General features: G+C 69.5%; 7 protein-coding genes. 2 read left to right on the plus strand and 5 right to left on the minus strand.

Annotated features, from left to right (window positions below; genetic code table 11):
• Positions 1 to 98: 98 nt before the first annotated feature.
• The 5 genes from ASC56_RS17365 to ASC56_RS17385 form a co-directional block, all read right to left on the minus strand.
• Complete coding sequence (locus tag ASC56_RS17365) at positions 99 to 3437, minus strand: lectin (protein ID WP_079102571.1); 3339 nt, start codon at positions 3435 to 3437, stop codon at positions 99 to 101.
• 277 nt (positions 3438 to 3714) lie between these two features.
• Positions 3715 to 4956 carry a hypothetical protein gene (locus ASC56_RS17370; protein ID WP_055492344.1) on the minus strand — a complete coding sequence of 414 codons (1242 nt, stop codon included), beginning with the start codon at positions 4954 to 4956 and terminating at the stop codon, positions 3715 to 3717.
• Positions 4957 to 5314: 358 nt separating this feature from the next.
• Positions 5315 to 5683, minus strand: coding sequence for a hypothetical protein (locus ASC56_RS17375; RefSeq protein WP_055492345.1), 369 nt, complete (start codon positions 5681 to 5683; stop codon positions 5315 to 5317).
• A 136-nt stretch (positions 5684 to 5819) separates the two neighbouring features.
• The gene (locus tag ASC56_RS17380) at positions 5820 to 7025 is read right to left on the minus strand and encodes a beta-1,3-glucanase family protein (protein ID WP_063784979.1); all 1206 of its coding nucleotides are present in this window, start codon (positions 7023 to 7025) and stop codon (positions 5820 to 5822) included.
• A gap of 96 nt (positions 7026 to 7121) precedes the next feature.
• Positions 7122 to 8393 carry a glycoside hydrolase family 16 protein gene (locus tag ASC56_RS17385; RefSeq protein WP_055492346.1) on the minus strand — a complete coding sequence of 424 codons (1272 nt, stop codon included), beginning with the start codon at positions 8391 to 8393 and terminating at the stop codon, positions 7122 to 7124.
• Positions 8394 to 9664: 1271 nt separating this feature from the next.
• On the opposite strand from ASC56_RS17385, the gene ASC56_RS37260 reads away from it, so the two are divergent.
• Both ASC56_RS37260 and ASC56_RS17395 read left to right on the plus strand, forming a co-directional pair.
• Entirely contained in the window at positions 9665 to 10123 is a 459-nt protein-coding gene (locus tag ASC56_RS37260) for a response regulator transcription factor (protein WP_234376996.1), read from the plus strand.
• On the plus strand, positions 10120 to 10857 hold the full coding sequence (locus ASC56_RS17395) for an enoyl-CoA hydratase/isomerase family protein (RefSeq protein WP_055492347.1): 738 nt from the start codon (positions 10120 to 10122) through the stop codon (positions 10855 to 10857). Before ASC56_RS37260 ends, ASC56_RS17395 begins: the two co-directional genes overlap by 4 nt.
• The last annotated feature ends 97 nt before the right edge of the window (positions 10858 to 10954 follow it).

The raw sequence follows: 10954 nt of genomic DNA on the forward strand, positions 1-10954 counted from the left end.
GTGGCCGAACATCCCGCGCGGCACGCCTCTCGGCCCGTCGAGCGGGGTCGGCCCCCTCCGGAGCCGACCCCGTGACCGTGCCCCCTGCTGGATCCGTGCTACGGAAGTGTCCAGCGCTGGGCGCCGGTGCCGTTGCAGGTATGCAGCTGAAGCTGTGTGCCCCAGGTGGTGGACGAGCCCGGGTCGTCCAGGCACTTGCCGGACGCGGGGTTCACGAGGGAGTCGCGGGCGCCGACGCGCCACTGCTGGGCGCCGGTGCCGTTGCACGTGTACCACTGGACCGGAGTGCCGTCGGCCGTACCGGAGTCGGTGACGTCCATACAGCCGCCGAGCACGCGAAGGGTGCCGTCCGGCTCGACCGTCCATTGCTGGGCGCCGGTCCCGTTGCAGGCGTAGATCTGGAGGGGATTGCCTTCGGCCGTCGCACTGCGGCGATCGTCGACGCACAGACCGGCCGAGACACCCGAGACGATGGGCCCGGTGGCCGGACCGGTGGCGCTCCCGGTGCCGAAGCCGATCGCGAAGACGTGCAGTCCTCCGGTGCCGACGTCGGACGGCAGCCGCACGCCGCTGACCGTCTTGCCCGCAGCCAGCGCCACGGGCGTCGTGGCGAACACATACGTCTTGACGTCGTCGGAGGCGGAGCCGGCGTGGTTGCGGTAGGGCGCGGTCACCGCGACGGTGTTGCCCGAGACCGGCGAGGTACCGCCGCCGTTCAGTGTCCAGTCGGAGAGGCGGACGGTGACCGACTGGGTGGTGCCGTCCGTGTAGGTGACGATCGCGGTGCCGGAGGAGGGGCCGTTGTTGGCGGCGCCCAGGAAGGAGATGGCGCCGGAGCCCGACGCCCGTACGCTCTGCCCGTTCGCCTCGTAGTTGTCGGGCGTGCCGGTCGCCGCGTCGGGCCAGGTGAACGTGACGCCGTTGGCGGTGATCTTCGATCCGGGAGTGACTCCCGCGGTGGACAGGGCGTTCGCGGAGTAGCTGTGACCCGCGCCGTCGAAGTTGGCCGACGAGGTGGCGGAGTCGGGGGAGGTCCCGATGCCGGTGTAGGTGGGCGACCCCGGGTACGAGGGCGGCGCCGCGGAGGCGGCCGAGGCCCAGGAGGTGTTGGGGGAGGTACCGAGTTCGTAGGTGAGCGTGCCACCCTCGCTGATGGCGCCGGCCGGCGCGTGCGCCTTGTCCCACGCCGAGCCGTTCCAGGTGGCCGACCGTACGTAGGGAGCGTTGTCCGCGGCGTTGACGCCGTTGATCGTGAGGGTCCTGCCGGACGGGAGGGTGATCACCGCCTGGGTGAAGAGGGGACTGCCCAGTGCCAGGTCGGCGGTGCCGGGGGTCTCCGGATACATGCCGAGGGCGGACCACACGTACCACGAGCTCATCTCGCCCAGATCGTCGTTGCCCGCCAGCCCGGACGGGCTCGCGGTCCAGATCTGGTCCTGGATCTGCCGGACGATCTTCTGCGTACGGTACGGGCGGCCTATGTAGTCGTACTCCCAGGGGATGTTCAGGCTGGGCTCGTTGCCGAGGTCGGTGTGCCCGCTGCCGCCGGTCAGCGAGGACAGGTCCGTGTCGAGAAACCTGGCCATGACCGGGTCGCCGCCCATGGCGGTGGCCAGCCCGTGCAGGTTGAACGGCACCATGGGGGTGTACTGCCAGGAGTCCCCCTCGACGAAGTTCTTGCCGGAGGTCGGCGAGAACCCCGCGGTCCAGGTGCCCGAGGCGTCGCGCGGCTGGATGAATCCGCTGCCGAAGTCGAAGAGGTTGCGCCAGTTCTGCGCGCGGTTCACGAGCCGGCGCTGATCAGCGGTGTCACCGAGGGCCCCGGCCAGGGCGGAGACGGCGAAGTCGGCCGAGTCGTACTCGAGCGTGGTGGACGCCGGGCCGTAGTAGTTGCAGCAGCCGTAACGGCCGTTGCTGGGCAGCCAACCCAACTGCTCCAGGTAGTCGAGCCCTGGCCGGTTGTTGTTGCTGTGGGTGGCCTCCGCGACCATGCCCCTGAGTGCGGTGGTCGTGTCGAAGTCCCTGGCGCCGAAGGCGTAGTAGCCGGCGATGATCTCGTCGGCCGGATCGCCGACCATGATGTAGGTCTCGCCGTTGTTCTCCGACCACTTGGGGAACTGTCCGGTCTGGCGGTAGTCGTCGACCATCGACTGCGCGGTGTCGGAGGCGACCTGTGGGGCGACGAGGGCTTCGAGCTGGGCCTGTGAGCGGTAGGTGTCCCAGCCCGAGTAGTTGGCGTAGGCGGCGCCGTGGCCCGGGTCGACGGTGTGTGTCCTGCCGTCGAAGCCCGGGTACCGGCCGTTGCTGTCACTGATGACGTTCGGATGCAGCAGCGCGTGGTAGAGCGCTGTGTAGAAGACGGTCTGCTCACCGGGCGTGCCGCCGGCGATCCGCACCCGGCCGAGCAGGGAGTTCCAGGCGCTCAGCGCCGCGCCCCGCACGCCGCCGAGATTCCAGCCGGCGTTCTCCGCCGTGCGGTTGCCCGCCGCGTCGGCGACCGACACGTACGAGATGCCCACCTTGGCCTGGACGACCCGGTTTCCGGTGGTGTCGAACGTGACATAGCCGTCGGACCCGCTCGCCTGCGGGGTGAAGGTGTGTGCCGTACGGGGAGTGGCACCGTGCAGCACCGGCTTGTTCGGCGCCTCGGGGGTGTCGGGCGAGACGCCGGTCGTGGGCGAGGGCTGCGGGGCCACGGCCGCCGCCGTGCCGCTGTGGCTGAACGGCCGGTCGAAGACCATGTCGAAGTAGACGGTGTAGGAGTTGCCGGCGCCGCAGAAGTTGCCGCTGGTGACCTGACCGCTCACTTCGGTGCTGTTCACCACGGTGAACTGCGTGTTGGAGTCGCCACTCTGGCTGCCCGTCAGCTTCAGGATCAGATTCGCCTGGCTGCTGGAGGGGAAGGTGAACCGCGCCATGCCGCTGCGGGTTGTCGCGGTCAGCTCCGTCTTGACGCCGTTGTCCAGCGACACGGTGTACGAGCCGGGGGTGGCGGACTCGTTCCTGTGCGAGAAGCCGTCCGTGGCGCCGGTGTCGACCGCACCCACGGTCGGCAGGACCGGGATGTCACCGGCGGCGCGGCAGCCCGGCCCCGCGATGTGGGTCAGGCTGAACCCGGTGATGGAGGAGTCGTTGTACTCGTATCCGCCGCCGTAGGGCCGGTGCGGGGTGTCGGGGCTCCACTGGACCATCCCGAACGGCATGTCGGCCCCGGGGAAGTCGTCGGCGGCGTGCGTCGTCCCGATGAACGGGTTGACGAGGGAAGCGGGATCGGTGACCAGCGCGGGCGCGGGGGCCGCGGCGATGGCCGGGGCGGAGGCGGTGGCCACCACCAGGGCACCGGCGGTCAGGACGGACAGAGGGCGGAACCGCGGGAGGACTTGGGGCAGGAACGAACCGAATCCGTGCCGTCTTCCCGGACTTGTCGGTCTTGCCATCGTGATGACTCTTCCCTTCGACGGGCAGGATGATCGACCTGGACGAGGGAACTTCGCACGGGCGGTTGACAACGTTGTCCGGCGCCTGTGTGCGCCGGGCCGTGCCCGGCTGCAGGCGATGGCGGGTGGTGCGGCGGGATGGTACGGAGCGGAGCGGGTCGAGGGATGACAGCGTGGTCAACTGTCCGTACTTCCGGGAACGTTCGCCCCTTCGCCTCCTGCTGTCAAGGGTTCCCGCGGCCGCAGGAATACCGGTGCGTCCGGACCGGAACACCCTTCACAGGGTCCAGCCGTGACCGCCGCTGTTGTGGGACAGGGCCAGGACGGCGGTGGTCACGACGAGGTACTGGGTGAGGCGGCCTTGGCGGAACAAGGCCGCCAGCGCCCAGGCGAGAGCCGTGTACCAGGGCATCGTCCACGGTGCCGCGAGGACCCAGGCGAAGGTGAGCGCGAACGGTACGGCGACGACAGCGGGGGTGCCCGCCGGGACGCGACGGCGCAGCGCCCACGCCAGCGCGAGCATCAGGAGGGGCCACAGGACACTGGTGGCCGTCTCGGCCGCACGATGGCCGAGGGACGCGGTACCGAACCGGTCGAACACCGCCCACAACGAGGGTTCGGAGACCAGATGCGAGGCCGCGGAGAGCGGGGCGAGGGCGTGCAGGCCGTAGACGCCGTAGAGGAGGGCCGGCGTCAGCAGGGCCGCGCACGTCACCCGGGCAGCTCGTCCCCAGGCGCCCGAACGCAGCATCGGCCAGGCCAGTCCGACACCGAGCAGAATGGTGCTGATCTTGACACCGCAGGCCAGGCCGACCAGTCCTCCGGCGATCAGGTCGTGGTGCCATCGGGCGGCCCGGTGAACGAAGTGGATCGCGCAGACGGCCAGGCAGGCGACGAGGGTGTCCAGGTGCCCACCCGCGACCAGCACGCCGATCAGGAGCGGGTTGGCGGTCCACAGCAGGCCGGCCCGGACCGGATCCTCGGCGGTGCGCATCAGCAGATGGCCGGTGCCCAGGAACGCGGCGGCGTTCGCCAGCATCAGCGCCCAGATCGTCAGCCACGGCCGATCACCGCCCACGACCGCCGCGGCGGCCTGCCACCAGGTCGCGATCGGTCCGTACACGGAGGGCGTGCTCCGCCACCCCTCGCTCACCAGATGGCCGTAGGCCCCTCCCAGCTGGGCGGGCGTCGTCACATACGGATCACCGCCGAGCGCGGCGATACGGCCGTACGCGGCGTAACTGGCCGTGTCGGAGGAGCCGACCGGAGTCAGATTGGCGACGACGAGGACGGCGAGCGCACCGGCGCCGAAGAGGAGCCGTGAGTCGGGACGCCAGCCGCGGCCATGGGCGTTGAGCATGCCGAGTGCGCCAAGGCACGACAGCACTATGGCCGCGCAGGTGACCGCCTGGGAGACCGTGTCGGACATGGCGGGCAGGCGAAGCCAGGGGATCGGTGCCCTGAGCGTGTTGTGATTGGGCGCACTCGCGCCCACCAGCCCGAACAGTGCGATGCCCACCGCGGACATCCATACGGCTGCGCGTGGCCGCGGCGGCGCGACGACCATCGGTTCCCGTGCGGGAGCTGTCCGGATCCGACCCGCAGAACGCGGAGCCCGCTCTTCGTTGTCGGTCGTCAAGGTCACTCTCTGGGTCGCTGTCGGAGCTTGCGGCGAGAACGCCGGTGACCATCTTGCCTGCGATGCGGATCTCGGCGGTGGGCGGGGGAGTGTCGGCCGAACGCCATCCCTCCCACAGCAGCCCTCGGACCGGGCACGGAGCGGTCGGTTGAAATGGTGATGGCGTCCAGCTCCCCAGGGAGCCGGACGCCATCGGGTGACGTCGTCAGAAGGGCCCTGACCTCCTGGAACAACACACCTAGCGGCCCTTGGCCTCGGCCCGCCTTCCGTCCAGCATTCCGTGCAGATGTGCGGCGGCCTGCTCGATGTCCGTGTACTTCTGTTGCGCGGCGCGTACCTCGGCCGAGAGGACGCCGCAGCGATGGAGGCGCTCGAAATCGCCGTAGGGGAACTTGTACCTGCCCTTCGTGTCCTCCCCCATGGCGTCGTCGATCCCCAGGTACCACCGGGCGTACTCGTCGAGTCCGTGCTTCTCGATGTAGGCGTTCTCAGCCGCCGCCGAGGGCTGGTGCTCGCTCCACTCGTCCCGGTCGTCGAGGACGATGCGGTCGTCTTCGATCAGCTTCTTTGCGTGGTCGAACGCCTTCGCGTTCAGCTTCACCGTCATCCGCTCACACCTCCCGGCGCCGGTGCGACCAGCCGTCGGCGGTACCGGCCGCGGCTGGTCCCGTATCCCTCCCGACTACCCGGATTCACTCAAATCACTGATGTGCCGGTCGCCGGCGGGGTGCCTCGGCGGGGTCCTACAGACCACCGACGGTGATGGTGAAGCGGGAGGGGGTCCCCGACTGCACCTTGCCCTCGAAGTCCACTCCGGCCGGGTGCACGTCGTCGTACGGGAACGCGTATCCGAGTCGGTCCGGGGTGGTGGAGTGCAGGATGCGGGCGTAGTGATTGGTCCGGGGCCGGGTGTAGAAGGCGGCCGGGTCCTCTGCGTCCGGCTGGTTCGGGTTGTCCAGCAGGGTGGTCCGGTTGAAGGCGGCGGCCAGCCTCGCGCTGAGGTTGCCCATGACGTCGTTGCCCGTCGTGAAGGGCGCGTCGCTGCAGGAGAAGATCGCCAGGGTGGAGGGCTTGGCGAAGCTGCCGATCCCGGGGAAGGCCAGGGTGTCGCCGGTCACCCGGCCGACGGCGGTGCCCCAGGTGAACTGGGTGTCGATCCGCAGGTCGGTGGAGCGGTACTTGCTCCACACCTGGTCGACATAGCTCTCGAAGTAGCCGGCGAACAGGGACGAGTTCGCACGGATGGCCAGGTTGGGGCTGAGGACCCGCAGGTCCGCGCCGTTCTTGCTGACGATCAGCCGGCTCCAGTCGCTGCCGTCGGCCGCCGACTGGGCACGCAGCGCGCCGGCGACGCGCGACAGGCCGTCGGACGGCAGTCCGCGCACCGTCTGGGTGCCCTCGGCGGTCTCCAGCCGGAAGGCGATCGGGAGGCTGACCATGTCGACGAAGGTGATGTTGGCGTACAGCTGGTCGTCGTTGAAGGTGAACTCGCAGAAGTCGTGCCGGATCGCCGCGTTGGGATCGGAGGGGTTGCTCACCGAGGGAAGCGCCAGGCCGCCGCCCCGATTCATCAGGAAGGTGAGCTTGTCCCCCACGGAGAAGTAGATCCGTCCGCTGTCCAGATGCGGCAGGGTCACCCTGCGAGGGCCGGCCCCCGGCGCGTTGAGTGCGATGGCACAGTCGACAGCCAACGGCGTCTGGTCGTTCGCCGGAGACGGCGGGTGGTGGAGGGTGGAGCCATCGGCCTGGACGAAGGCCCAGTTACCGCCCGCCGCGGGGTCACGGCCCAGCACATAGGCGTACACGGTGCTGCTGCCGGTGGTGTTGACCAGGTCCAGCGGAAGGGTCGCCACGGTGGACGCGTTGGCGCTGGACTCAAGCCACCACGCCACTGCGGGGGCGGCGAGGGCCGCGCCGGCGGACGCGGCGAGGAACTTTCGGCGTGACATCGGTCGGTGGTGGCGCGGCGTCATGGTGTGCTGCTTCCTTCAGGGGGGTGGCGGAAAGGACGGGGCGGGGGTCCGCCGCTTCGGGCGCGGTCGGGATCAGCCGATGGTCCACTTCTGGTTGGCGCCTCCGGTGCACGTCCAGATCTGGAGCCGGGTGCCGTCGGCCGAGGAGTTGTCCTTGGTGTCCAGGCACTTGTCCGCGCCGACGTTGGTCAGGTCATGGGCGGCGGTGTACGTCCACTGCTGGGCCCGGGTGCCGTTGCAGGTGTAGAGCTGGACAGCCGCACCGTCGGCGGTGGCGCCACCCGCGACGTCCAGGCACTTGCCGAGGGCCCGTACGGTGCCGTCGGGGCCCGACGTCCAGTGCTGGGCCGCGTTGCCGGTGCAGTTGTGCAGCTGGATGGGGGTCCCGTCGGCGTTCGAGGCGCCGGCCACGTCGGCGCACATGCCGCCGATTCCCGTGATCGCGCCGCTCCTGTCCGTCCCGGAGGGCGCGTCGTTCCAGGCCGAGGCGCGGACGTAGTCGACGGTCATGGTCCCCGGGAAGGACGTGGACCCGTCCGGGCCGCCCGGCCAGTCGCCCCCGACCGCCAGATTGAGGATGACGAAGAAGGGGTGGTTGAAGACCCACTTGTTGCTGCCGGCGTCGGCCGGTGTGCGGGTCTCGTACGCCGTGCCGTCCACCGACCAGGTGATCGAGTTGGGGCTCCAGTCGACGGCGAAGACGTGGAAGTCGTCCGCGAACGCCTTGCCGCCGGGCAGGGTGTATCCGGCGCCGAGGCCGCCGGATCCGGAGTAGCCGGGGCCGTGGATGGTGCCGTGGACGGTTCCCGGCTCCTTGCCGATGTTCTCCATGACGTCGATTTCGCCGTTGTTGGGCCAGCCGACGCTGCCGATGTCGTCACCCATCATCCAGAAGGCGGGCCACACACCCTGACCGCGCGGGATCTTGATACGGGCCTCGAAGTGGCCGTACGCCTGGGTGAAGGACCTGGCCGTGTTCAGCCGCGCCGAGGTGTACTGGCACGGTCCGTTCCAGCAGTTGAGGCCGGGGTCCGTGTTCTTGCGGGCGGTGATGACCAGATGCCCCTGGCCGTCCATCGAGGCGTTGCTGGTGCTGTTCGTGTAGTACTGCAGCTCGTGGTTGCCATTGCCCGAACCACCGGTCTCCAGCGTCCACTTGGAGGAGTCCGGCGCGGTGCCGGCGGGGCCGTCGAATTCGTCGGACCAGGTCTGCGCGCCGATCGCGGCGTTGGCCTTCGAGGCGATGGGACCCGTCGCCGACATCAGGAGCGCGGTGGTACAGGCGGCGGCGATCAGGAGCACGAGCCCGCCGAGCGACAGTCGGCGTGCGCGATGAGCGGCCATGGTGGGGGTGCCTTGTCTGTGAAGTGGGGGAGTGGGCGTCGGCGGACGCGCGAGGAACGTCAGAGAGCGCTCTCACGTCGTGGCGGTCTCGCGGACGGGGCCCGATCCTATGCACGACACCACGCCGGGCCAACCGGAGACGCGCGGACGGCAATTACTCTGACCTGCGGTTCTTTCGCCATAGGTGTTGCATAAAGATCTATTAAGGCGGGCTTAACGTGGAGCGCGGGGGTGCGCGGTGTCAGGACGACCGGCGTATGACCGGTTCCGGGCGGAGGATCACCTTTGGTTCCGCGACGGTCTCGTCGTCGAGCCGGCCGATCAGGAGGCGTGCCATGTGCCGGCCCATCTCTTCCAGGGGTCCAGCCCGCCACGGCCACGTCCCCGGGCACCTGGCGCCCCGAGGCGACGGACGGGCCGGGCGGTCGGTTCCCGCCAGATCAGGTCCCGCGGGGGGCCGAGCGGCGGCGCAGCGCACGGCTCGGCCCTCTTCGGCCTGACGGAAGTTGCCCGAATGCGTTCGACGGCGGCGAAGTATCTTTCGTTTCCGATATTAGTAATACAGTCACTCTCATGGAAACCCCTCCTGTATCCCTCATTTGATTCGGTCGCGAATGGCCGAAAGGGCCCTGCCTGTTCGTCGAAACGCACTGCTACGCTGGCGGCAGGGGAGCGATGTAATGGGAAGAGGGGCATTCGATGTCTTCGCTCGAAAGGCGTGTCACTGCACAGGCGTCGACATGGCGGAGAGCGGCGAACCCCTGTTTCACCGACCCGTCGATAATGGCGGGCATTGCGGGATCGGGCCGTGTCTCCCCGGCCCGGGGCGGCAGTTGATCGGCGATCGCAAGGCCTGTATCGCCTGTTCTGTGGTCACTTTGGACCCACGGCAGCGGCTGGGACGGTCGCCTGCCGCCACTCTTGCGCGCGATTTCTAGCGGATTCAGAAAGAGCTGAACGTGCTCGGGTGGAGCCGCGCCCTGTCACGGCAGTGCACCAAGCGGTTGAGTACAGAGGTATCTCACGTGACTGGAAAAGCAAGGTGCAGCCTGTTCATACTTCACTCGTCCCCGCTGATTCGTAAGGCATTGCTCGATCTCTTCCGGGACAATCCCGGAATCGCGGTGACCGGCAGTGCCCTGCGTCTCGCCGACGCGGTTCCATTGATAAGGAGCACAAGGCCCGACATTCTTCTTGTCCAGTACGAGCAGTGGTACGGCTGCCAGGAATTCCTGAGAAACAGTCTCTCCGCGTGGAACACACGCGTGGTGATGTACAGCCGTGACAACACCCCGCAGTCCGTGGCGGATTCGATCCGGGGCGGAGCAGCGGCATTCGTCCATGACTCGTGCCCGCCGGAGAACATCGTGAAGGGCCTGTACGACGTGCTCAGCGGGCGCGGCTTCTGGCATCTCGGCGACGACGGCGAGGACTTCCGGGAGCCGGAGGCGCCGGCCGAGCGGTCCTGGACCGAACAGCGGCCGCCGAAGCTGAGCAACCGTGAGGAGCAGGTCCTGCAGCTGCTGCTGACACGCCGGTCCAACGAGGAGATCGCCCAGGAACTCTTCCTCACCCGCCAGACCGTCAAGAACTACGTCAGCCGGGTCTTCCGCAAGGTCGGGGTGTCCGGCCGCAAGGAGCTGTTCCAGGCGTACGGCCCCCCCGACCGCGCCCGGCGCCCGATACCCCGCGGCGGCACCTGGACGACGGCGGAGAGGGAGGCGATGTGACGACCGACGACGGGCCGGTGATCCTCACCGAGGGAGGCGCGGTGGCCATCCTCACCCTGAACCGCCCCGACCGTCACAACGCCCTGTCGACGGCTCTGCTGAGCCGACTGGCCGGGCACCTGGACGAGTTGGCGGGGGCCGGTGCGCAGGACCGCCCGCGCTGCCTCCTCCTCACGGGCGCCGGGCGTTCCTTCTGCAGCGGCGCGGACACCAAGGAGCCCGCATGGGGAGACCTCTCCCTGCGCGCCGAGCGCCGGTCGCACTTCACCGCCGTGTTCTCCGCCCTCCACCGGATCCCCTTCCCCGTGCTCGCCGCCGTCGAGGGATACGCGCTCGGCGGCGGACTGGAACTGGCCCTCGCCTGCGACCTGGTGATCGCCGGCGGCAGCGCGCTGTTCGGCCTGCCGGAGCTGGGCATCGGCGCCGTCCCCGGCGGCGGTGCGGTGCATTCGCTGATGCGCAGGGCGGGACGCGGCGTGGCGGCCAGGATGCTGCTGACCGGTGAGCGGATCAGCGCCCGGGAAGGAGCGGGTCACGGCGTCGTGGACCGGGTCACGGAGGACGGCTCCGCCCTCGCGACGGCGCTGGACGTCGCCGGCCGGCTGTCCGCCCACGAACCGGATTTGCTGACGGCCGCGGCACGGCTGCTGCGGGACTCCGGCCATCTGGACCGGACGGCGGCGCTCGGGCTGGAGAGCGGCTTCTGGTGGGAGGCGGCGGCCAGAAGGAGCTGAACGCACCGGACATCGGGCGGGTTCGCCGCCATGCGCACGGCCGCCACGGGAACCCTCCGGGGCGGCCGTGCCGTCGGCATGCCCGCGAGTGGCCCCG

It is taken from the genome of Streptomyces sp. TP-A0356, from assembly GCF_001417775.1.
GTDB lineage: Bacteria > Actinomycetota > Actinomycetes > Streptomycetales > Streptomycetaceae > Streptomyces.